At 51.7% G+C, this 21,570-nt stretch carries 21 protein-coding genes and 1 pseudogene; 10 read left to right on the top strand and 12 right to left on the bottom strand.

The genetic code is table 11. The features are described from left to right. The first annotated feature begins 4 nt into the window (after window positions 1-4). Window positions 5-586: a TetR/AcrR family transcriptional regulator gene (locus ACX3P5_RS21075; protein ID WP_336756014.1), complete on the top strand. Its 582-nt coding sequence runs from the start codon at window positions 5-7 to the stop codon at window positions 584-586. A gap of 53 nt (window positions 587-639) precedes the next feature. Then, window positions 640-1,737 carry an alkene reductase gene (locus ACX3P5_RS21070; protein ID WP_458969305.1) on the top strand — a complete coding sequence of 366 codons (1,098 nt, stop codon included), beginning with the start codon at window positions 640-642 and terminating at the stop codon, window positions 1,735-1,737. Between the two features lie 52 nt (window positions 1,738-1,789). Here the strand turns inward: ACX3P5_RS21070 and pqiB are convergent, their stop codons facing one another. Continuing rightward, entirely contained in the window at window positions 1,790-3,400 is a 1,611-nt protein-coding gene (gene pqiB / locus ACX3P5_RS21065) for an intermembrane transport protein PqiB (RefSeq protein WP_233988428.1), read from the bottom strand. A gap of 666 nt (window positions 3,401-4,066) precedes the next feature. Between pqiB and ACX3P5_RS21060 the strand changes: the two genes are divergently transcribed. Together ACX3P5_RS21060 and ACX3P5_RS21055 are read left to right on the top strand one after the other, a co-directional pair. Further along, window positions 4,067-4,369, top strand: a complete 303-nt coding sequence (locus ACX3P5_RS21060) for a DUF3302 domain-containing protein (RefSeq protein WP_233988429.1) — start codon at window positions 4,067-4,069, stop codon at window positions 4,367-4,369. Window positions 4,370-4,385: 16 nt separating this feature from the next. Next, a complete protein-coding gene (locus ACX3P5_RS21055; RefSeq protein WP_233988430.1) occupies window positions 4,386-5,522 on the top strand; it encodes an HlyD family secretion protein in 1,137 nt (378 codons plus the stop codon). A 109-nt stretch (window positions 5,523-5,631) separates the two neighbouring features. Here the strand turns inward: ACX3P5_RS21055 and ACX3P5_RS21050 are convergent, their stop codons facing one another. After that, entirely contained in the window at window positions 5,632-6,297 is a 666-nt protein-coding gene (locus tag ACX3P5_RS21050; protein WP_458969473.1) for a MarC family NAAT transporter, read from the bottom strand. Window positions 6,298-6,566: 269 nt separating this feature from the next. Continuing rightward, window positions 6,567-7,223 (bottom strand): annotated as a pseudogene (locus ACX3P5_RS21045) (DUF3313 domain-containing protein). Window positions 7,224-7,668: 445 nt separating this feature from the next. Between ACX3P5_RS21045 and yahO the strand changes: the two are divergent. Continuing rightward, window positions 7,669-7,938 (top strand): DUF1471 family periplasmic protein YahO, encoded by a 270-nt coding sequence (gene yahO / locus ACX3P5_RS21040; RefSeq protein WP_233988433.1) that lies wholly within the window; start codon window positions 7,669-7,671, stop codon window positions 7,936-7,938. A 181-nt stretch (window positions 7,939-8,119) separates the two neighbouring features. Here the strand turns inward: yahO and ACX3P5_RS21035 are convergent, their stop codons facing one another. Then, on the bottom strand, window positions 8,120-9,010 hold the full coding sequence (locus ACX3P5_RS21035; protein WP_458969304.1) for an alpha/beta fold hydrolase: 891 nt from the start codon (window positions 9,008-9,010) through the stop codon (window positions 8,120-8,122). Window positions 9,011-9,173: 163 nt separating this feature from the next. Here ACX3P5_RS21035 and ACX3P5_RS21030 point away from each other — a divergent pair, with 163 nt between their 5' ends. Next, window positions 9,174-9,572: a winged helix-turn-helix transcriptional regulator gene (locus ACX3P5_RS21030; RefSeq protein ID WP_336756009.1), complete on the top strand. Its 399-nt coding sequence runs from the start codon at window positions 9,174-9,176 to the stop codon at window positions 9,570-9,572. A 701-nt stretch (window positions 9,573-10,273) separates the two neighbouring features. Here ACX3P5_RS21030 and ACX3P5_RS21025 read toward each other — a convergent pair. Together ACX3P5_RS21025 and ACX3P5_RS21020 are read right to left on the bottom strand one after the other, a co-directional pair. After that, window positions 10,274-10,843 (bottom strand): DUF4142 domain-containing protein, encoded by a 570-nt coding sequence (locus ACX3P5_RS21025; RefSeq protein ID WP_233988438.1) that lies wholly within the window; start codon window positions 10,841-10,843, stop codon window positions 10,274-10,276. 426 nt (window positions 10,844-11,269) lie between these two features. Then, entirely contained in the window at window positions 11,270-12,160 is an 891-nt protein-coding gene (locus ACX3P5_RS21020) for a LysR family transcriptional regulator (protein ID WP_233988439.1), read from the bottom strand. Between the two features lie 127 nt (window positions 12,161-12,287). On the opposite strand from ACX3P5_RS21020, the gene ACX3P5_RS21015 reads away from it, so the two are divergent. Further along, complete coding sequence (locus ACX3P5_RS21015; protein WP_458969303.1) at window positions 12,288-13,601, top strand: nucleobase:cation symporter-2 family protein; 1,314 nt, start codon at window positions 12,288-12,290, stop codon at window positions 13,599-13,601. Continuing rightward, a complete protein-coding gene (locus ACX3P5_RS21010; protein WP_336756007.1) occupies window positions 13,594-14,070 on the top strand; it encodes a nucleoside deaminase in 477 nt (158 codons plus the stop codon). Before ACX3P5_RS21015 ends, ACX3P5_RS21010 begins: the two co-directional genes overlap by 8 nt. A 231-nt stretch (window positions 14,071-14,301) precedes the next feature. On the opposite strand, the gene ACX3P5_RS21005 is transcribed toward ACX3P5_RS21010, so the two are convergent. From ACX3P5_RS21005 to ACX3P5_RS20995, 3 genes are all read right to left on the bottom strand, one after another. Then, on the bottom strand, window positions 14,302-14,619 hold the full coding sequence (locus tag ACX3P5_RS21005; protein WP_094119022.1) for an ArsR/SmtB family transcription factor: 318 nt from the start codon (window positions 14,617-14,619) through the stop codon (window positions 14,302-14,304). A gap of 16 nt (window positions 14,620-14,635) precedes the next feature. Next, the gene (locus ACX3P5_RS21000; RefSeq protein ID WP_458969302.1) at window positions 14,636-15,754 is read right to left on the bottom strand and encodes an alkene reductase; all 1,119 of its coding nucleotides are present in this window, start codon (window positions 15,752-15,754) and stop codon (window positions 14,636-14,638) included. Between the two features lie 198 nt (window positions 15,755-15,952). Continuing rightward, window positions 15,953-16,408, bottom strand: a complete 456-nt coding sequence (locus ACX3P5_RS20995; protein WP_458969301.1) for a GNAT family N-acetyltransferase — start codon at window positions 16,406-16,408, stop codon at window positions 15,953-15,955. A 307-nt stretch (window positions 16,409-16,715) separates the two neighbouring features. Between ACX3P5_RS20995 and ACX3P5_RS20990 the strand changes: the two genes are divergently transcribed. Beyond that, on the top strand, window positions 16,716-17,492 hold the full coding sequence (locus ACX3P5_RS20990) for a COG4705 family protein (protein ID WP_233988444.1): 777 nt from the start codon (window positions 16,716-16,718) through the stop codon (window positions 17,490-17,492). 218 nt (window positions 17,493-17,710) lie between these two features. Here ACX3P5_RS20990 and ACX3P5_RS20985 read toward each other — a convergent pair whose 3' ends face one another. Further along, on the bottom strand, window positions 17,711-18,340 hold the full coding sequence (locus ACX3P5_RS20985) for a LysE family translocator (RefSeq protein WP_233988445.1): 630 nt from the start codon (window positions 18,338-18,340) through the stop codon (window positions 17,711-17,713). A gap of 197 nt (window positions 18,341-18,537) precedes the next feature. Then, window positions 18,538-19,608, bottom strand: coding sequence for a LacI family DNA-binding transcriptional regulator (locus tag ACX3P5_RS20980; protein WP_336756005.1), 1,071 nt, complete (start codon window positions 19,606-19,608; stop codon window positions 18,538-18,540). A gap of 266 nt (window positions 19,609-19,874) precedes the next feature. Here ACX3P5_RS20980 and ACX3P5_RS20975 point away from each other — a divergent pair, with 266 nt between their 5' ends. Next, window positions 19,875-21,137 carry a maltoporin gene (locus tag ACX3P5_RS20975; RefSeq protein WP_458969300.1) on the top strand — a complete coding sequence of 421 codons (1,263 nt, stop codon included), beginning with the start codon at window positions 19,875-19,877 and terminating at the stop codon, window positions 21,135-21,137. 82 nt (window positions 21,138-21,219) lie between these two features. On the opposite strand, the gene ACX3P5_RS20970 is transcribed toward ACX3P5_RS20975, so the two are convergent. After that, complete coding sequence (locus tag ACX3P5_RS20970) at window positions 21,220-21,534, bottom strand: glucose PTS transporter subunit EIIB (protein WP_233988450.1); 315 nt, start codon at window positions 21,532-21,534, stop codon at window positions 21,220-21,222. Window positions 21,535-21,570: the final 36 nt, after the last annotated feature.

Genomic DNA, 21,570 nt, shown 5'->3' with positions numbered 1-21,570 from the left:
CACTATGAAAAAACACGCGACAGATATGCGCCAGCACATCATTGATGTAGCTCGGGCGATTATTACGCACAAGGGCTACAGCGCCGTCGGGCTGTCTGAGATAGTCCAGGCTGCCGGTATTCCCAAAGGCTCGTTTTACTACTACTTCAAATCCAAGGAAGAGTTCGCTGAAGCGCTGCTGGAACACTACTTCAGCCACTATCTGCAGGAAGTCGATAACCAGCTGAGCGGCACAGGAACAGCCAGAGAACGGCTGCTGCGTTACTTCGCTTTCTGGAAGACGACCCAGGGCGCAGACCTGCCGGAAAGCAAATGCCTGGTGGTCAAGCTCGGCGCGGAAGTCTGCGATCGGTACGACAACATGCGGCAGGTACTGGCGACCGGTACCCAGGAAATCGTGCATAAAATTGCAGGCTGCATCCGGCTGGGACAGGAAGATGGCTCACTGCCTGCGGTAAGCGATGCCGATGAGCTGGCCGAAGAGCTCTATCAGCTCTGGCTGGGCGCCTCCCTGATGGCAAAAATTCACGATCCGGATAACGCCTTCGGTAAAGCAATGAAGGCGACCACACGGCTGCTCGGGTAGCCGTGTTTTTTTATCCAATTACTAGACGACCGGTCAACTATTAAGAGGTTTACATGACTGACAACAGTACCCGTACCGATTTATTTTCCCCCGTCGCGATGGGCAGCCTCCAGCTGGCTAACCGTATTGTGATGGCTCCGGTTACCCGCAGCCGTTACGGTGAGGATGGCGTGCCTGATGAACTGCATGCAACCTACTATGCGCAGCGTGCCAGCGCCGGCCTGATTATTTCAGAAGCCACCAACATCTCGGCTCAGGGCCGCGGCTATGCCGCCACGCCGGGCATCTGGAATGAAGAGCAGGTCGCCGGCTGGAAAAAAGTGACGGACGCGGTCCACGCTCAGGGCGGAAAAATCGTCTGCCAGCTGTGGCACGTTGGCCGCTTCTCAAGCGTGGAGCTGCAGCCTGACGGTGCAAGTCCGGTTGCGCCATCCGCTATTAAAGCCGAAGGCCAGACCTACACCGTGAACGGATTTGTGCCGGTATCCACCCCGCGCGCGCTCGAAACTGAAGAAATCCCCGGCATTATCGAACAGTACAGACTCGCAGCAGAGAACGCCCTGCGGGTCGGTTTTGACGGCGTTGAGGTGCACTCAGCCAATAGCTACCTGCTCGACCAGTTCCTGCGGGACTCCACCAATCACCGTACCGACAGCTACGGCGGCTCCATCGAAAACCGGGCCCGCCTGACGCTGGAAGTGACAGAGGCCATCATTAACATCTGGGGTAATGACCGGGTCGGTATCCGCCTGTCACCGGTCACGCCTGACGCCGGGAATACCCCACCGGACAGCAACGTGATGGCGATGTATGGCTACCTCATCCAGCAGCTTAACCGCTTTAATCTGGCCTACCTGCACTTTGTCGAAGGCGCGACGGCCACCTCGCGGGACGTGCCTGCCGATGTGGATATGGATGCACTGAGTGCGCAGTTCACCGGTCCGTTTATCGGCAACAATAATTACGACCTTGAGATGGCTATCAGCCGCCGGAACGCGGGAATTATTGATGCCGTTGCCTTCGGCCGCCTGTTCATTTCCAACCCGGACCTGGTGAAGCGCCTGCGTTACGGTACCGAACTGACCATTGCGCCGAAAGAAGCGTATTACGGCGGCGGGGCGAAGGGCTATACCGACTGGCCTGAAGCGTAATAGTGATAACGAACGGCGGGGATCTCCCCCGCCATCGGCAGCGGGTTTACCTTTAGCGATCGGCGTGCGTGGCGGCATCTGAGATAAGCGCATTACTTTTGCTGTTGAGCATCCTGAGTAAGGATTGCAGCTCCCGCAGTATCGGATCAAGACGCTGAAGATTCCCCACCATTCGATCATAAGCAAGCGAACCCGGCTGCAGCCCCTTCAGGCTGCTGTTCAGCTCGCGCAATGTTTGCTGCAACTCAACCGGAAGCGTTTCCATTGCCGGACTGTCGGTTAACTGATTCAGATGTTTCAGTGTCGTTTGTAAGTCACCCATCGTGCGCTGGCTTTGCTGCAGCGTCGCGCTGGCCTGCCTCACCAGTGGCGTAAGAGGCAGATGGTTCACCTTATCCAGCACCAATACCAGTTTCTGTTGCAGCTGATTCAGACCGCCGGGCGCTGTCGGAATGATTTCATAGCCGGAAATGATGCCCGGTCCATCATAAGCTGGCGCATGACTTAAAAAATCGAGATCAATATACAGCGCGCCGGACAGCAGACTGCTGGTTTTTAGCGTAGCGCGCATGCCGCGGGCAATGCCACTCTTCAGCCGCTGCACCAGGTTAAAATCAGGCATCTCGCGGGCAAAGCGGTCAGGTTCGATATTAATCAATACCGGCACGCGGTAGGCCGTCGCAATATTCTGCGTCCGGCCGGGTAAAACAAACGGCACCCTGATGACGGTACCAAGACGAATACCGCGAAACTCCACCGGCGCCCCGGCTTTTAAACCACGCACTGAATCGGTGAAAAACAGCAGGAACGGAACATGCCGGGTGAAAAAGGATCGCTCACTGCTCTGCCGGTCGGCAAACAGCGGGTATTCCGCGTTATTGCGGGCACTCTGCACGGTTTTTATTCCCTGCGGAGTATCAAAACTGACGCCACCCGTGAACAAAGAGATCATCGCGTCTGTTTCCACCCGCAGACCTGACGCCGATCGGCCGACGTTAATCCCGCTCTCCTTCCAGAAGCGGGAATGGGTGGTCACCAGACGATCGTAGGGTGATGGGATAAATAACTGGTAGGTCATCGCTCGCCGGTCAGCATCAAAGCGGCTGTTTTCCACCGACCCGACCCGATAGCCGCTGAACATCACCGGATCTCCGGCTTTAAGCTGACTGTTTTTATCACTGCGCAACATAACACGGATGCCCGGCGCGTTGACCGGTGCCAGCGGTGGCGCGTCCAGCAGCGGATAGTGCGCTAAGGGTTGGCCTTTATTACCAGACTGTAACGCGATGTAGGCTCCGGTCATCAGCGTGCTCAGGCCGGTAATGCCATCTTGGCCTGATTGCGGTTTTACCCGCCAGAAGACGCTGTCGCTGTGTAACAGCTTCTCCATACCCCGATTCAGACGTAGGTTGATTTCAACGTGACGGAGATCGTCTGCCAGCGCGGTACTCTCTACCTCACCGATAATGATGCTGCGGTTTTTAATCGGCGTTTTTCCCGCTTTGATACCTTCCGCGCTCTCCGTGATTAGCGTGACCCGCGGGCGATGATCGCTGAAGTAATAAAAAACGATCGCGACGCCAGCCATCATCACCATCAACGGAATAATCCCTCTGGCCAACCGGCGGGATAACGTTGTTGCACCGGCATCAGCATGTTTCATCTCATGATGACTCCACATGAAAAAAAAGAATATATCGGTCTGCCATAACGGCATCTTTTCGATAGCAGGCTTATTATTCGCTCGTAAATGACAGCTTCTTTTTTCAGAGCTTTCAAATTTTCCGATAACAATTAGCTGATAAATTTATGCAAGATAATGATATAAGCGCCAGGGCATTAAACGTGGCGATCAGGCACTGGGGTAATAACGACCGTGCAGAGCTAATTAAAGTTTACTCAGGACTAAATAGAAAGGAGTAATACACCATACACAATCGCCGTAAAAATAAGTATAGGTGCGATGCAGAACAGGAAAAAAAACGCCGTCATTTTTTCTTACCTGTCGCCAGATCACCGTTTTTTTTTAAAAAGTGAGGTTATAAACGATAGCAATAAAAGGAACGAAAAAGAGAAGATTTCAGGCTTCAGTTTATGAAACTCACTCAGGCAGACAGCTTCAGCGCGCTAAAGAGATTTTATTAATCAGCGTGTTATACGGATTACCCGTCACCACAGCCGGGCGATCCTTCTTCACCAGCCCGTAAAAACAGTACCATTACATCGCACTGATTAAGATTATTTATTTTTAATGAAATAGACCTTATTGCCGAGCGGCAGCAATAAGCCTATGCTTGAAATCAGGTTGCGAATTTAATCCGAGGCATTTATGTTTCTTAACTACTTTGCATTGGGCGTGCTGTTCGCGGTTTTTATCATTATTTTTTATGGCATTATTGTTCTACACGACATTCCTTATCTCATCGCAAAATCCCGTAACCATCCCCATGCTGATGCTATTCATGTCGCGGGCTGGGTCAGCTTATTCACTTTGCATGTTATATGGCCATTTTTGTGGATCTGGGCGACGCTCTATCGGCCGGAACGAGGCTGGGGAATGAATGCCAATGCCTCTCTGGAGCAACGCGTTGCGGAGCTTGAAAAGCAGCTAAATAACCGAAATGTAGGCTAGCCGGAGTAACAAGGCGATGGATCTACTGATCATTCTCACCTATGTCGCATTTGCCTGGGCAATTTTTAAAATATTCCGAATACCGATCAATAAATGGACGGTGCCAACCGCAGCACTGGGTGGCGTTTTTTTGATTGGCGCGCTGATCATGCTAATGAATTACAATCATCCCTATACTTCTCTGGCGCAAAAAGCGGTGATTGCGATTCCCATCACGCCTCAGGTCACGGGCGTGATCAGTGAGGTCACTGACAAACAAAACAAGCTGATCAAAAAAGGCGAGATGTTATTTCGCTTAGACAGCACCCGTTATCAGGCCCGGGTTGACAGGTTGCAGGCGGATTTAATGACCGCCATCCACAACGTTCAGGCTTTAAAAAGCCAGCTGGACGAAGCCATCGCCAATACCACCCATGTCTCTGCTGAACGAGACCGATTATTTAAAGATTACCAGCGCTATCTGACCGGCAGTAAGGCAAAAGTGAATCCGTTTTCCGAAAGAGATATCGATAATGCCCGACAAGACTATCTGGCGCAGGATGCGCTGGTAAAAGGTTCTGTCGCTGAGCAGGCGCAGATAAAAAGCAGTTTAGACAGCGTGATAAACGGCGAGCAATCGCAAATTGTCAGCCTGCGGGCGCAGCTGGCTGAAGCGCGATTCAACCTGGAACAAACCGTAGTCCGGGCACCGGGTAATGGCTATGTGACCCAGGTCCTGATCCGGCCAGGCTCCTATGCCGCCGCCCTGCCTTTGCGACCGGTGATGATTTTTATTCCGGAACAAAAGCGGCAGATTATTGCCCAGTTCAGACAAAATTCGCTGTTGCGTCTGGAGATGGGTGACGAAGCCGAGGTGGTATTTAATGCTCTGCCGGGTCAGGTCTTTACCGGCAAACTGACCCAGATTCTTCCGGTGGTGCCTGGAGGCGCTTATCAGGCACAAGGCACGCTTCAGTCTCTGACCATCGCCTCTGGTACCGATGGCGTGCTGGCTACCATCGAGCTGGAGCCGAACGCCGATGTTGACGCCTTACCCGACGGGATTTTTGCGCAGGTGGCGGTCTATTCAGACCATTTCACCCATGTTTCGGTGATGCGTAAGGTCCTCCTGCGGATGACCAGCTGGCTGCATTATCTCTATCTTGATCATTAACAGGCGGCATCATCTCTGTGAGGAGAGTGAATACTTTATCGTGATGGATCAACCCTGGTGTGTTTATAAAAAATTGGCAAAAAATAATTTCGGACGGGACAGTACCGGATTACCGGATTAAGGAAACGATCTCAAGCACGCCATTAATAATAAATTGCACACCCATACAGACCAGCAGAAATCCCATCAGTCGGGATATGGCATCAATACCGCTTTTACCAACCAGCCGCATAATGGTATCGGTGCTCCGAAGGCAGACCCAGACGATCATCGCCACGATCAGGAAGATAAGCGGGGGTGCCACCAGAATCACCCAGGCCGGAAATTCATTGGCATGTCGCAGTGTAGACGCAGAGCTGATTAACATCGCAATGGTACCGGGACCGGCCGTGCTGGGCATAGCCAGTGGAACAAAAGCAATGCTTGTTTTAGCTGTCTCTTTCTCTTTCGCTGTTTTTATTAACACATCCATCCCCCGCTCCTCCTGCTGTATCGGAAACAACATCCTGAAACCGATAAAGGCCACAATCAGCCCACCGGCAATACGCAAGCCAGGAATCGAAATGCCGAACGTATCCATGACTAATTGACCGGCATACCAGGCAACGATAAGAATAATAAAAACATAAAGAGAGGTTTTAACCGCTATCAGATTACGGGTGGCGCTGTTCATCTGACCGCTTAATGCTAAAAATAACACAACAGTGGTTAGCGGATTCGCCAGCGGCAGAATAACGATCAGTCCCAGCCCAATGGCTTTTATCAAATCCAGCATCATGAATATCCTTTGCAGAAATAATAATCAGGATGGAGGTGCCGCCTATGTTAATAACAGCCGGCACCAGACAGACCCAGGCAGGTCGTGTTTCACCGTGACGTAACAGACAGCAGCCTTCAGAATTAAAAATTCATTCAGGCTCTGTTACGCGGATTCAGGCATTATTGATAAAAATTGTCGCATCAGCGAGTAAACACCTTTGTGAATACAGGATATCCGTAAAACTCACATCAGCTTGATTACAATCAGGAATTATTAACTTTACTTTATTTACCGGGAAAATCGACCACGTCGGCAACCATGGTGTCGATGGCACTTTTGATATCATCTCTCGTTATCGGAGACTCACTGTTAGAGACTTTACCGCCATAGGCTTTCCTCACCACTTTTATCACCGGTTTATTGGTTGAGACGTCAATTAACGCCGCCTCGATGAACAGGAAAGTATTTTGTGAACGCTTGCCGGTCATGGTCATGGTTCCTGCCACAACCGCTGTCACCGGCAGAACTTCATAAAACTGAATATCTTTATTTTCAGCTGAAACTGCAGTGATGGCCGTCCTGAGCATTAACCCACCAGCATGTGGCTGATTGCTTAAATTCTTGTGGGAGCTCACAGCGCTTTTCAGCCGCTGTTCGGTATATAAACGGATTTATTCCAGTGTAGCGGCATTTACGCGACTATCCGGTTTAGGAGAAGGGAAATAGACCACCGGTGACACATAAATATCCTTATAATTGCTTAAACGAAAATCGGGTGATACCCAGCGCAGTACCTGTTGACCCGATGTCGTTTCTACGGTGCGTAAATCAGAGTAATCACTTAGAAAGCCTGAGTACTGATTGGTTTCTGCCACTTTAGAAGAACAGCCTGTCAGTGTGAGAAACAAAGCAATGACGCAAAACCTTAGCAGGATAATCATTTTCGCCCCCATGAGCATGGTTATTTATACAGCGGAGAGTTTTTGCCTCATTAATTATACTTCAGTTAACGCCAAAGTTGATGATTAATTATCCGTCTTAATAACAAGACCAGTAATATGTAAAGAAAAACGCCTTGCCGTTCTTTTTTTTAACATCTGAAGGCGTACGCCCGGGCTTAAACATGATTTTTTCTCTATAAAACGCCTTTTTTTATTACCGAAAAAACTATCCTATACACCCGCCAGAAAAAATAGTCTTCAGCCGTCACACCATTTGCTTATGACTGAAAAGTGTGACAGTCAGATTATTTTCTTTGTTGAACAATGCGTTCATCACAAAAAACCAAAATAAATCAAATCTCCCAGGAAAGAATATGCTGCAGACTCTATAATTATTGTGGCAATTAATACTTATTCCATACTAAATACATCTGGAGATGAACTGATGAAAAAAATAATTTATGTGATAGCCGCGTGTGCCTTTTCCTTCAACGCGTTTGCGGCAGAGATGATGCCGAAAAATGATTTTGAAAAAGTGCAGGATCAGTACGAAAAAGTGGGTAGCGTATCAACATCAGGTGAAGTCAGCGCCTCTGATGCGAAAGCTGAACTTTCCAGCCTGGCAGATAAAAAAGGCGGAGATGTTTATGTTCTGACATCCGGCAATACCAACAATAAAATGCATGCTACTGCGGATGTCTATAAGAAAAAGTGATATAGCTAAATTGTTAACGTCATCCTCGTCTATCCCATTCATATGATCACACTGTCTGAATCAGGTTTGCCAATGCGCTAACCGGCAGCACCGGTTAGCGCATTTTTATTGCATTAAGTGACCGATTTTGCAGAAAAGAGCCATGCCGTAAGCCAAAAGTGTCGATTCTGCTGCTGTGACGTTACAGCCCATCGATCCAGGCCGTCACGGCGTTGTTCACCTCCTCACTGCGATCCTGCATAATCCAGTGTCCTGTCTGCGTCCAGTAATCTGTTTTTGATTTTGGGTTTGAAAACCATTGACGCATATTCTCAGCCTGCGTGGCATCGCGACAAAGGTGATATACAGGAACCGTTAAGCCTCGACAAAAGTCTTCACTCGCTTTACCCACTCCGACTTGTCCCGCACCCAGAAACAGCGGGCCGAATGATTCCCGTACCACATGCAGCGGCACGCCCTGCAGGCGTCTTGCATGCCAGCGCTTTAACGCGGGCTGGGTATTTTTATCGTAAAAGAGCTCAAATAGCGCCGGACCGGTTACATAAGGATCGCCTTTATGCAGATCGTCAGTGGCTTTCTGAAAAACGGCCGCCTGTTCGTCCGCGAATCCCATTGAACCGTCCACCGAGACGACTGCACTCACTAAATCGGGCCTTTTTGCCGCAAGCCGCGCGGCAATCTGGCCGCCCATTGAGTGACCAATCAGAATAAATTTCTGACCGGGATAGCGTGACAGAATTAATGCCTCAATATCGGCAACATAGTCAGCCGGGTTATAATGCCCTGATGGCTTGACCTCTGATCGACCATGCCCGCGTAAATCTACCGCTACCGTACGGTATTTTCTTTCAAGCGCGGGTAATTGCCAGCTCCAGTCATGTGAATCACAGGTCCAGCCGTGTAATACCATTATATTTTTGCCTTCTCCTTTTTCGGTATAAAAAAGTCGGGCCGTCGGTGACACCTTTGGCGCATAGACTGTCGGGCTGGCTTTAACCGCCGCCGAGACAACGGTCGCGCTGGCAAAAGCCAGCAGGTTACGTCTGGACAGAGAGAAGTTTTTTTCTTTCATGAGGGTTCCTTAGTGCTTGCTAAACGTTGTCCCGCCGTTTTATTTAGCAGACGATGCGGTCGCAGCTGAGATATTTATCCCAACGTCAATCGCATGGTATATAACATTCAGCTAAGGTCAATTACGCACTTTGAAGCGAGTAGATATACTCAAGGATACTTAAATGACAAATAGTGTTGATCCCGTTTTCTTTGCAGACTGCGCCGCCCGTGTTTTTTTCGATCAGGTCGCAAACAAATGGAGCGTCATGATACTGACTTTACTTAATGAGAATACGCTGCGCTTTAACCAGATGAAGCGCAGCATGGAAGGTATCACCCACAAAGCCCTTACCCAGGCCTTACGCAAAATGGAACGTAACGGATTGATTAATCGGACCGTTTTGGCGACCTCTCCGGTTGCCGTTGAATACGCAATCACCGATCTCGGCCGCTCTTTGCAGAAACCGTTTAGCGCCATGTATGACTGGGCAATTAATCATCTTGATGATATTGAAAAAGCGCAGGAAGCCTATGATGTCAGCCTCGCTGAGGTGGAGGGAAGTAGTCGCGCGCAGAAGTAACGGGAGGCCTTGCCTGAATTTCGGGCACAAAATGAATATAAGGCATTCCGCACACTTTATTAATACATGGGGAGTAAAGCGTTTTAATTAGCGGTGGATCGATCGGCTATTTACCTTCGCAATTTTTAAACTGACTGGCCTGTTGCTATTTTACGGGCAAATGAGAGTAAACCTGTCATAACAGATAGGCTTTACATGAATAAATAGCAGCCTCAGCTGAGCCTGTTTAATATTAACTCTGGCAACCACAGGGTTTACCCGCTAACGGCATTCGTGTTGCATCATGCATTTGCAGGAGATATCGGACCTTTCCTTTATGTTGCGCCACCGCTTTACCACGAATTATTGACTTTACTGGCAAGGGATAACTGAGACTATTTAACCTCAACCTCAACCTCAACCTTTTGCGCATAGCCGAAGGGATGTCGGTCTCAGGTGGCACTGTGTTAAAAGCGATCCTTAATACCGGCTGCGCCATCCATCCTGCCGGGCGTGAGTTTCAGGCCAATCCGGCTTTCCGCCTCTGGCGTTACTCTCCGCTGGCGACTGCACCCTCTGAGCCGCGGTCGCCAGCGTGCCCCGTTCTCCAGCCAGCGCCTTTACGCGGTGCCTTTCTGCATCCGGTGACAACGGTTATCCGGCTCGCCGATGATGCTGCACACCAGATAACCTGTTGACTCGTTGACTGCTGGCATGGCCGGTTACATCGCCATCTGCTGAGCCGCCTTCAGATGCTGCTCAACCACAGGCGTGTGTGCATCGGCCAGCGCCTTCACATCCGGGTCCTTGATTTTAGTGGCATCCTTTTGCAACTTCGACAGCACCATTTTGTGGTCCATGGTGCCGGCGTTTTCCATGTACATCTTGTCAAAAGCGTCACCGCTCTGTTTTTCCAGCTTAGCAGCCATGGCCGCGTGTTGGGCGTCCGGCTCAGTGGGCAATGCTACGCCTTTTTGCTTAGCGACCGTCTGGACTTTGATCAGGGCATCGCCGTGGTCTCTGACCATCTGCTGCGCAAAGGCTTTAACTTTGCTGCTTTGAGCCTTACTCAGTGCGACTTTGGCGGCAGCAATTTCGTTAATATTGGCCTGCGCCATGTCCTTCACCGCTTTTTCATCACCCGCGCTGAGCTTAGCGCTTGATTCTCCCTGCATTGCAGCGCCATTCTGCGCGGCGCTGGAGGGGGTCTGAGCTTGCACACCGACGGTACTGAACATTGCTGCTAATACCGATGCGGCTAACAGCCCTTTCATCATTTGGCTCTTTTGCATTGTGTTCTCCTGATAGTCAGAGTTAAGGACGAAATTAAGTCATTAACCGTGAACAGCCTCGAATATAAATAGCACCTTCATTGCTCAGTATAGTGGATCAACGATTCCTGAAAGCCGGTGGCGCTATTTTCCCCGCCCCGTGCCGGCAGGAAATGATGAAAACAGAGCAATGATAAACGGAGCGGGAAATTAACGAAGAAGGGCGGACTGGCGGCTTGAGGCTCACCCATGCGCACCTCTCATTGGATGAATGCATGTTACCGTTACGGTAAAAAAATAATAAATCTGAAAGCAAACATTAATGGCCGATCAGAAGATCAGCCGTAATCAGGGCAGATTTAAAATGCCGGTTACCGTCCGCCGGGTGTTTTAAACAGAGCGGCTAAACCCTTACTGCGTTAATCAGGGCGAAAGAGAATAGCAGAACTACAGCGTTGTCCTGTTACCCGCATTATCCTGCTCAAAAATTTTATGCTTCACTAAACGATCGCGAAGCCAGATTTGTGCTTTTCCGGCTTTGGCCTGTTTTGACCACAGCAGATCCACCGCGACAATCCAGTCTGTGTGCGGATATTCCTGCTGCCGTAATTCAACCAGCCTGCCGGTTTGAAGTTCACGATAAACAAATTCGCGGGGTAGCGAAGCCCATCCCAGACCCGCCAGAGCCGCATCGAGCATGGCACTGTAACTCTCCACTCGCCACAGCATCGGGCTGCCTAAATATTCTGTCGTCGCGATCTTTTTTTCCTGTGAGCCAAAAGTAATGTGGCGCCAGTTGTGCAGATCGGCAAAGGAAACCGGAATTTGTTGAGCAAGCGGATGATCAACACTGACGACATGGACCATCACCACCTTACCCAGTTGGGTGAACTGAATAGTCTCACTCTCAACAGAATGAGAAAGGGTAATACCCAGATCCACCTCACCGCTTTTCACCATGGCTTCCACGTCGCCACGAAACGGCTCCTTAATATGGATATCGACTTCAGGAAAGGTCATAGAGAATTCATATAGCACCGGCGCAATAGTGATGTAGGGAAGCTCGATGGCCAGGCTGACGTGGCTCTCAATTTGCTGGTTAAAGGCGGTTACACGCTGATCAAACGCATGACACCTTTCCAGTATCGTTTTGACATATTCCCGCAGCACTTCCCCTTCCGGCGTAAGCCTGACCTGCCTGGGCGTTCGCTCGAAAAGCGCAACGTTGAGTTCAATCTCCAGATTGCTCATCGCCATATTCACGGAAGACTGAGATTTCCTCAGATGACGCGCAGCAGCAGAAAAGGAACCCGATTTGGCCACCTGTTCAAAGGTCATAAGTTGTTCCAATGAATATTTCAATTTACCCCTCAGCTTTCAATTTATCTGAAAACAGCTCACTCACTTTTATCATTTTTTTACATATAGAGTGAGTTCTCTTTTTTGAATAATGACGGGGATGCTTATGGAAACGTTGATTGCAGCAAAGACACCTCAAAGCTCGCTGAGCCCCGGACGCATAGCGTCGCTGGGCTTCCAGCATGTACTGGTTATGTACGCGGGCACGGTCACGGTGCCTTTAATCCTTGCGTCAGTAATGGGCTTAAACGGCGCTCAGACGGTGACGCTGGTTAACGCCTGCCTGCTGACATCCGGACTCGCTACCCTGCTTCAGTCTGTCGGTATCAGTCGCTTTGGCGGAAGATTGCCGTTAATCCAGGGATGCTCTTTCATCGTGCTGGCACCGATGGCGATGATCGGCCAGCAGTATGGGATTACGACGGTTTTTGGTTCGGCCATCGCGTGTGGGTTGTTTACGGTGCTTATCGCCCCGCTGTTTAGCCGCCTGGTCCGCTTTTTCCCGCCGATTGTGATTGGCTGTGTGATTACCATCATTGGCATTTCTTTGATGCCCGCAGCGGCAATCTGGATTGGCGGCGGAAACCCTGACGCCCCTGATTTTGCCAGCCCCTCTCATTTATTACTCGCTCTGGCTACCCTGGTGATCACGCTGATCTTCTATTGCAAGACGCGCGGCATCATCAGAAATTTCGCCATCCTGGCGGGGATGGGAGCAGGCACCCTGATCGCTTTTATCGCAGGATTAACCGATTTCTCCGTCGTCACTCATGCTGCGTGGATCGGTATCAGTATGCCCTTCTCTTTTGGTCTGCCGGTGTTTTCACCCGTTCCTGTTTTTATATCCTGTCTGGCGATGATCATCGTCATGACAGAGACAACCGGCAATGTCCTGCTGATAGATAAGCTGATCGGTCGTCCGACAACATCACAACGCCTTTCCGATACGATACGCGCTGACGGGCTTTCAACGATGATCGGCGGCTGTCTCAACAGCTTTCCGTACAATGCCTTTTCTCAAAATGCCGGGCTGATCATGCTCACGCGCATCACCAGTCGATCGGTCCTGGCTGCCGCAGGTGTGATACTGGTGTTGCTTGGCCTGTTTCCGAAACTGGGTGCGATTGTGTCAGCAATTCCTCGTCCCGTACTGGGCGGCGTGGGCATTTTAATGTTTGGCATGACGCTGGCGGCTGGTATCCAGCAACTCAAAGAGGTCAGTTTTGAAAATGATAATAATATGCTGATTGTTGCCGTATCGATAAGCGTCGGTGTTATCCCTATGGCCTTCCCTGCTTTGTTTAATTCGCTTCCGTCGTCATTAAGATTAATTTTTGACAGCGGAATTTTTATGGGTGGATTCACGGCTGTTTTACTCAATGCCCTACTGAACGCCCGAAAAGGAGAAAATAATGAATAACACAACGGATATTAAATTCCTGAAAATGTCGAACGAGGTCGGGAAACGCGCTATCGCTTTAGGTAATCATCCTTTCGGTGCGGTGCTGGTGGCCCCTGATAAGGAGACGGTGCTGTTGACCCAATGTAATATCGATAGCGTTAATCATGCTGAATCAACCCTGGCGCGAATCGCGGCAAGCAATTTTTCTGCTGAATATCTCTGGAACTGTACGCTTTACACCGCGGTAGAGCCTTGTTGCATGTGTGCCGGGACGATTTACTGGGCCAATATTGGCCGGGTCGTTTATGGAATGAGCGAAGCTCGTCTGCTGGAGTGTACCGGTAACCACAATGAAAACCCGACCATGCATATCCCTGCATCATATGTTTTTCAGCATGGGCAGAAAAACATTGAACTGACCGGCCCGGTAGAGGAGGTGGAAGAAGAAACGCTCAGGTTGCAAAAAGATTTTTGGGCAACCCGGTGAGGCGATAATATTTCAGCGTATCAGGCTGAGTGTTTATTCCGGATAAAACACGCTTTCCGTTCCCGGACTTATTTTTCAGCAATACGTCCGGAAAATTAAATATCAGGCAAACCCTGAAGCGCGCTCACTGTTCAGCCAGCCACCGCGCCGGTTACTGAACTCGCTGCGCCGAAAGGCGTCCTCGCCAGGCCGTCGGCCAGCAATCAAAAAAGTAAAACTGATGAAAGGAGATTATAAAAGTTGCTGCAACGATTGTGTCACCGCAGCAGTGACTTCATGAATACGCTGCTCGGCGCGGCGATAATAGGTCCATTTACCCACTTTGCTGGCTTCCACCAGGCCTGCGTTTTGCAGCGCTTTAAGGCATAACGACGTGGCGGGCTGTGATAAGCCCGCCTTGTCCTGGATGAGGCTGGCACAGACGCCATACTGATCGAAAGGATAGAGCTGCGAATAACCCGCAAACGCTTCGTCAGGATTTTTCAGCCATTTAAGTACCGCCACCCGTGTCGGGTTGGAGAGTAATTTCAGGGCATTTTCGGGTGACATGCCGCCTCGCAAAACATCAGGATGGATAGACCGGATAGTCAGTATATCCTTTCTCACTGCCGCCATACAGGGAGGCGTGATCGACGCTGTTCAGCGGATGACCCGCTTTCAATCGCGCAGGCAGATCGGGATTGGCGATAAAAGTACGGCCGAAACCAAACAGATCGCCCCAGCCTTTTTCCAGCATCCGCTGCGCTTTTTCCTGCGTATAGCGGCCTGAGTACATAATCGGCGAGCGGAAAGTTTCGCGCAGCGCGATGCGGAAATCTTCAGGCAGATCCGGACTGTTGTCCCAGTCGGCTTCGGCAATGGAAAGATAGCCGACTTCCAGCTCATTCAGTAGCTGCGCGGCGCGCAGGTATGTCGCATGAGGGTCGCTTTCTACCAGACCAAGGTAGACGCGCTCTTCATCGGTGCTTGAAAACAGCGGTGCAAAACGGACGCCGACCCGGTGGCTGCCAAATACCGCACTGACCGCCTCGGTCACTTCGCGCAGGAAACGCAGACGATTTTCGAGTGAGCCGCCATATTCATCTGTACGGAAGTTAGTGTGTTCGGAGATGAACTGGTTTATCAGATAGCCATTGGCGGAATGCAGTTCGACGCCATCGAAACCCGCCTCTCTGGCGTTTTCTGCGGCACGGCGATAGAGCGCCACCAGCTCTTTGACTTCAGCAGTGGTCAGTTCACGCGGCGCACTGGGCGCGGTTAACCTGCCGGCACCGGGTCCGGTTTCGATAAAAACTCTGACGTTATCTGCGGCAACGGCTGAAGGGGCGACCGGCGACTGCTTGCCTGGCTGCAGTTCATTATGCGATACCCGGCCAACGTGCCAGAGTTGACAAAAAATCGTCCCGCCCTGCTGGTGTACAGCCTCAGTCACTTTTTTCCAGCCGGCGATCTGTGCTTCGCTGTGGATGCCCGGCGTCCAGGCATATCCCTGACCACGGGGTTCAATCTGTGTGCCTTCGGTGATCATAAAACCCGCACCGGCACGCTGGCGATAATATTCCACCATCATCTCACCGGGAATATTGCCAGGCTGCTCACTGCGGCAACGCGTCAGCGGCGGCAGTGCAATGCGGTTACGGAGCTGAAGGTCACCCAGCGTCAGGGGAGCGAATAAAGAGGGCATAACGAAAAATCCTTTAATGTCGAAAGTGGCGACATTATATTTACACATTTAAATTTGTAAATGTGTAGTTCGTGCTTTTTGCCCTGCTGAAGGTGACAAGGGGTTGCAGCCTGACGGTGCGCTTAGCCTGTATGCGTCATGCCGGGAGGCGTTATTTAAGGCCGTCAGCCGCGCTACGCGGGTTAAGTTAACGCTCTCTCAGCCTTGCAGGTTTTTTGCGAAACACACCGCCTCGTCCCGGCCGCTGTAAGGTCCGTAATTCTCAATGACTGAGTAGCCATTTTTACTATAAAACTCAACCGCCCGACGATTGATTCGCCGGGTTTCAAGCCACAACGCGTGATAACCCATACGCTTCGCCGAGCTTTCCAGAAAAGTAAGTAACGCATTGCCAATGCCAGCAGAACTTCGATCTGAAAACATTCTCTTAACTTCAGCTATATCATTCGCGAGTGGACGGATAGCCCCGCATCCAACGGCATGACCCTGTTTGTTTCTTGCCACAACCCATAGTGACCGCTCTCCTTGTACAGACTCTGGTGTAAAATGGCGTTTACCGCTATCGCCAGTGATCGCAGCCAGCTCTGCTGACAACTTTTCAATCAAATCGAGCGAGTCTGGCGCAGATGGGTCTGCTTTTTCGACGGTGATCATAGGGGTACCTGTTGTACGACGGCTGTTGAATATAAAAAGATATTAATGAAAAATGCGTTGATCGTCAGCGACGATATTGCGAAATAACAGGATAAACAGTGTCGTTTTCGCCGATCGACTACTCCCCGCTCCCTATCCCTGGCGGCCGTAACATCAAACATCATGCACCTCTCCCCACAAAATAATTCGATTCCGGCATCAGAAAAGTTTCGCTGAAACATCTCTGCAGCTTAACCTTTTCTTAAGATTAATCCGATAACCTGCAGGCTGTATTAGCCCATTTTGGGCTTTTCCGGAGCCCGACCCCATGCAAAATAATACGACACACACTTTATCTCTGAGCAAAGTTCCTGCCGTCACCGCGGCTTTCTGGTTAACCAAAATCGCAGCGACCACCCTGGGTGAAACCGGCGGCGATGCGGTAACCATGTCGATGAATCTGGGTTACCTCACCGGTACCCTGATTTTCGCCATCATCTTTTTCATTGCGGTGGTGGTGCAGATTAAACGTCACAGCTTTAACAAATGGATCTACTGGTTTACCGTTGTGGCCACCACCACTGTCGGCACCACGCTGGCGGACTTCGCCGATCGCTCGCTGGGAATAGGTTATCTGGGCGGTACACTGCTGCTGAGCACGCTGCTGGTGCTCTCACTGTTTATCTGGCGCATTACCTGCGGCACCATCGCGGTAAATTCCGTTAACAACTCTATCTCAGAGAGTTTTTACTGGATTACCATCATGTTTTCTCAAACGCTGGGCACCGCGTTAGGTGACTGGACCGCAGACAGTGAAGGTCTGGGCTACGACGGCGGGATCCTGCTGTTTGTTGGCGCGCTGGGCATTATCTGGGCCGCCAGTCGATTTACCTCGCTTTCGCGGACGGCGCTGTTCTGGTCAGCCTTTATTCTGACCCGCCCGCTGGGTGCGGTAGTGGGTGACTTCCTGGATAAGCCTGTGGCCTCCGGCGGACTGGCGCTGAGTCGCTATAGCGCCTCGCTGACGCTGGCGCTGATTATCATCGCGTTTCTCTGGCTGCTGCCGCAGCGCCCGGCGATGAAAACCGCTACCGCCAACGGATAAAAAAAGCGCCGCCGGCAGCGTTGCCGATGACGCTCAGCGCTCGTGAACACATTCGGAGCCGCCAGCAATGGCGGCTTTTTTATTATTCAGTGCAGGCCGAAAGTATTGTTGCCGCGCAGGCTGTAATGCTGACAGAAGTCCCGCTTCTCGCTCAACGCCAACTCTGTATCAGGGATCAAAGCGAACTGGCATCCTGCACAGGCCACCCTCCAGCGCCTTCAGCTTCGGCTCAGTACCAGCTTCAGGCCTGCAATGGCGAAGCAGCAGGCTAACAGCGCATCAAGCCCGCGCCGGATACGCCGATAAAAAGCACTCATCAGCGCGGTGGAGAACAGTAACGCATAGCCGCAGAACACCATCACGCAGATCGCTGCACAGCCGCAGAGGATCATGGGCAACGCCGCGGCCGCCGCGCCCGGCTTGAGCGCAACGGACATAATGGCGACCCAGGTAAGAATGGCTTTTGGATTACCGATATGCATCAGGATGCCCTGGCGGAACAGCCTGGCATAGGCGACCTTCTCATCGCCTGGCGCGTATTGCGCCTCATCCGGTCGGCGTAGCGCGGATTTCCCCGCTTTGAAGGCAAGCCACAGCAGATATAACCCGCCGCCAATTTTCAACACGATCAGCAGTTGGGCGAAGGTCGCCAGCACGGTCAGCACGCCGCAGGCGGCCAGCAGTGCCCACAGCATCGAACCGCCTATCACGCCACCGGCCAGCGCCAGGGCAGCAGCGCGCCCCTTTTTCATCGCCGTCCCCATAATCGCCATATTACTCGGCCCTGGGCTGGCCGTTGCTACAAAGTAAGTGGTGTAAATCAGGATTAACTCGTGCGAAAACGCCATGTTTGCCTCGTTTATCAGAGTGGTGCTGTGGCCACTCTATATCGGCTCGCGCCAAAAGCCAGCATTCCGCCTCGTTTATCCCGATCGGATGATGCGGCCTGGCTGTCCCGGTGGTTTTTGCCGATCGGGGAATGCGTCAGCCGCTGAGTTGCCGGCTCGTCATCACACCATGCTTTCCCTATTGCGTTCAGCCCGCGCTATTCAAGCCGACTGGCAATCAGCCTCAGCTGTTCGGCGATCTGCTTCAAATCCCGCTGCTGCTGTCCAGCGGCACCGGTTGAGCTGCGCACCACCAGCCTGGCGGGCAGGATAGAGGAAGAACGCTGCTCATCGTGCTCGCCGGCCAACAGGATACGCGCCACCGCCTCTTTGCCCTGCAGATCGAGATCCAGCGAAACCGTGGTCAGCGCCGGATGAAAGAACGCGCTTTCATAGGTGTCATCGTAGCCAATCACCGAGATTTGCCCCGGTACCGCAACGCCGCGTTGATGCAGCGCGCTGAGTACGCCAAGCGCCATCTGATCGTTACCCACCAGCAGCGCGCTGAAGTCCGGCGCTTCGCGCAGCAGTTGCAGCACCCCGTTGTAACCACTCTGCGCATCCCAGTTACCGTGGCTGATGCTGACCGGCTTCAGGCGATAGCTTTCGAGCGTATCCAGCCAGCTCTTTAACCGCAGGTTAGCCGACACCGACTGCTCAGGACCGGCCAGCAGGGCAAATTCCCGATGTCCCTGCTCATAAAGATATTTAACGCTGGCGCGGGTACCGTCAGCGGGATTAAACGAAACGTTAAACACGGCGCTGTAAGGGTCAACATCCAGAAAGAGGCAGAGGATATCTTCGTTCTGCTGGGCGATGTGCTCTGCATCGCTGCTCTCCAGCGGGACGTTAATGATCACCTTATCCACCCGCTGAGACTTCAGCTCATTGATACAATCCTGCAGACTTTGATTGACGTTCTCATCAATCATCGCAATCAGCACCTGGTAGTCAGCGGCGTTGGCGTAGCGTTTTACCGCGGCGGCCACCTGCGACGGGGCATGCAACGCCAGCGAAGTGGTCACCAGACCCAGGGTAGTGCTCTGCTTGCCTACCAGCTGTTGCGCCAGTCGGTTGGGTACGTAGCGCAGCGTTTCAATAGCCTGTTCCACCTTGCGCCGCGTTGAGGCTGAGACGTTTGCTGACTTGTTTAAAACCCGTGACACCGTCTGATAAGAGACGCCTGCATGGCGGGCGACATCTTCCAAGGTGGCATTTTTTGATTTCATAATTCGCATCCCTGATGACCAATGGCGAAATGTTATCACAGCTCACCATCCCGCCAGGATACCGCAGTCACATTGCCTGAATAAAAAATAAAAGTAATACCTTCACATCCTGCGATTTGGTGATCTGATTCACCTTTCGTTACATAACACCGTCATTTCTTTGCAATACGTCACACATTGCCGCGATTTAATTTGTCACTCCTCTGCCAAAGAGCGTTTACTGCCGCTGTCATGTGAACGTATTACAAATACAAAATGAGGATAACATGGAAACAAGGTTACGTACTGCTGCTGTGGCGCTCGCTGCTGCCCTGGCTTCTCCATCGCTGTATGCCGCGATCGACAACATCGATTTCCACGGCTATCTGCGTGGCGGCGTAGGTGTGTCGCAGGATGGCGGTATTGAAGAGTACCAGAAGAATAAAATCGGCCGACTGGGCAATGAGGCCGATACCTACGGCGAGATCGAACTGGGCAGCGAAGTTTACAAAAAGGATGATGTCAGCTTCTACGTTGACACCATGGTCAGCATGTTCTCCGACGGCTCCAACGATAACGAAACCACCTTCGGCGACGATGCGCAGTTTGGCCTGCGTCAGCTTAATCTGCAGATCAAAGGGCTGGTGCCGGGCGATAAAAACGCGGTGATCTGGGGCGGTAAACGCTACTACCAGCGCCACGATCTGCATATCATCGATACCAAATACTGGAATATCTCCGGCTCCGGGGCCGGTATTGAAAACTACACGCTGGGTCCGGGTGCCATCTCGTTCGCATGGATTCGGGGCGATGCTAACGATGTGGATTACCGCGTCGATGGCGATAACGACGTCAACATTAACTATCTTGATTTGCGCTATGCGGGCTGGAAACCCTGGAGCGGGGCCTGGACTGAGTTCGGCATCGATTACGCCATGCCAAACACCACCAAAAAGCAGGAAGAGTATGGCGGCCTGTATGACGCCGAGAACGGCGTGATGCTGATCGGCGAAATCAGCCAGGATATCTGGGGCGGCTATCAGAAACTGGTGCTGCAGTATGCCGACAAAGGCCTGGCGCAGAACATGATTTCACAGGGCGGCGGCTGGTATGACATGTGGAATGATACCCGCAACGCCAAAGGCTACCGCGTGATCAACACCGGTCTGCTGCCGATTACCGACAAGTTCTCGTTAAACCAGGTCTTCACCTGGGGTTCCGCAGATGATGTGACAGCCCAGACCAGCAAAAGCACCCTGCTGTCGCTGGTAGGCCGCGGTCAGTATCAGTTTACCGAGTATGTTCGCGGCATCGGCGAAGTCGGTAGCTTCTGGCAGAAAGATGAGAACAAAGTCGGCGGTGATTATAAGCAGGCGGGACAGAAATATACCCTGGCGCTGGGTCTGGCCGCTGGTCCGGAGTTTATGTCACGTCCTGAACTGCGCCTGTTTGCGTCTTATCTGAATGATTCTGAAAACGGACACAGCTTCCAGGACAACACCAGTAATGACACCTGGAACTTCGGCGTACAGGTCGAAGCCTGGTGGTAAACGCACTATCTCCTCGTTGTGGTCTTTATTAAGCGCTTATGCAGGGGCTTATTTGGATAACCGGTAACGGTTATCCATTTTTTTATTCCGCCTGAAAGAAGCGTCTCTCCAGTAGCTGACGCAGACGATCGGACCGGGTCCCGAAGATCGCATGCACCTCGTGTCCCAGAATCACCACGCCAATCGCTCCCGCCTGCTGCAATCCGGCCGTATCCACCGCCGCCAGCGATTTCACCGTCACCCGCAGCCGGGTTAAGCAGGCATCGACCTGCTGAATATTGTCGCGCCCGCCAAAGCAGCGCATTAGCTGATCCAGCAGTTCACCGTCAACCGGTGCCTCACCGGCGGGCAGCGCCTGCCGGCTGAAGTAGTGCTTAAACGATTTCAGACTGACCATTCTGTTCTCCTTCAGATAAGAAAAAGGCGGGCTGCT

The organism is Pantoea sp. S-LA4 (assembly GCF_054482835.1).
The sequence above is the reverse complement of the archived record's forward strand: the minus strand, read 5'-3'. Positions and strand labels throughout refer to the sequence as shown.